1 protein-coding gene is annotated in these 1,505 nt (G+C 41.9%); it reads left to right on the forward strand.

From position 1 onward, the window contains the following. The first annotated feature begins 405 nt into the window (after window positions 1-405). The gene (locus FE392_RS19770) at window positions 406-1,068 is read left to right on the forward strand and encodes a hypothetical protein (protein WP_319931845.1); all 663 of its coding nucleotides are present in this window, start codon (window positions 406-408) and stop codon (window positions 1,066-1,068) included. Window positions 1,069-1,505: the final 437 nt, after the last annotated feature.

Here is a 1,505-nt window from a genome sequence, read left to right on the forward strand (position 1 = left end):
GGAACATGTCATCGCTAATACCGGCAGACGGCGATAACCCGGCGCAGGGGTTGTCGGCAAAATAGAAGATTGATAACAAAGGGTTGAGTCGTTTTGTCCACCCCCTTGCGCTCAACTAATATATTGAAATGCAATGGATTTATTGCTTTTGTCCAGCCCGTAAATCAACCATAGGGATTTACTCAATAGTTGAAAATAAAAATGCCACCAGCCCGTGTGCGTTGAGTACGCGGTAGGTACGAGGTGATGGCATGGGTTATTGCTTTAACCACTCAAGGGAATGGGTAAAGGAATATTGTGTTTAGTTTCAGAGAGTAACCAATAGTTAAGGTTTATTCGCTTGTTTTACGGTGAAGATGGGGGTAGAGGTTGTTATAAACATGTTAGTCTTTGGAGGTGTTTGTTATGTCCCAAACTCAACAGCTCGTTTTTGAAGCACTAGAGCCATATATCAGACCGTACCTACGAAATCTACCAAATAGAGTTATATCGCTAGAGATAACAGGATTTCGAGAATCTCATGGCTCTATCCTTAACCTGATTCTTTCTAGATTTGGCAGCACTCCTTTTCATAACTACTCTGATAAAACATTATGGGGTCTTATCAATCGGTTAGGTTTTTTTGCCGATAGACGTGGTGGTTTCCCTAAACAAAGGGAAGCTGTAGATTGTTATAAATTGTATCAACATAACTTCCCCATTACTCTGGTTAGTTATAAGACTGATATACTTCCAAAAATAACGAGTGATCGTCGAAATTTTTCAAATGTCGTACGAGAGATAGAAATAAGAAACCAACAAAACCAGCATCCTGTTCTTCATCGAACGCATGACTTAGCCCAACAACCTTCCGTCCATCAACAAATTCAAGACGCGCAGGAACAGATGCGCAGGGAAATACGGGAATCTGGATGGCAAAATGGGTTTAGGTCTACTACACCACTACGTCCGTTTTTTTCACCTTCACGTTCCCCCACTCCACCATCAACGCCATGGACTGACGTTTCAGGAAACGAGTGGACTAATTACGAAGATGACGCTCATCCATGGAATACGCCAAAACGATAATAATTCTTCACCACCCCAGAATCATTTGCTCTGGGGTGTGTCTATCTAATCAGTGATGCCGCATATTCGATTAGCCAAACTTTAGGTGCTACAACTATCTGAATGGCAGTGAATACACAACATAGAGAGATAAACCCAAGTGCACAAACAGCAGCGAAAAGGACTACATATATAGGGATTTCATTATAAATATCACTCTCTACGGCTCTTTTCCATGTGTAACCTGCTAATAACGCCAGGATCAGGAATAAGATAAATAACAAACTATTTATCCAAAGCTGCTAAAGCATCAATTGCTCTATGACTGCGGGTAATTGGTCTTTACCAAAGTCAACCAAACCGTCCACGCCGGATAACGCCTTGCTAATCAGTTCAGCTAGTAGCTCACCTGTGTTTTCCATCGCTTCCCCTACATGCAGTCTTCACATAATCCCTCA

This window comes from Xenorhabdus santafensis (assembly GCF_033949405.1).
GTDB lineage: Bacteria > Pseudomonadota > Gammaproteobacteria > Enterobacterales > Enterobacteriaceae > Xenorhabdus > Xenorhabdus santafensis.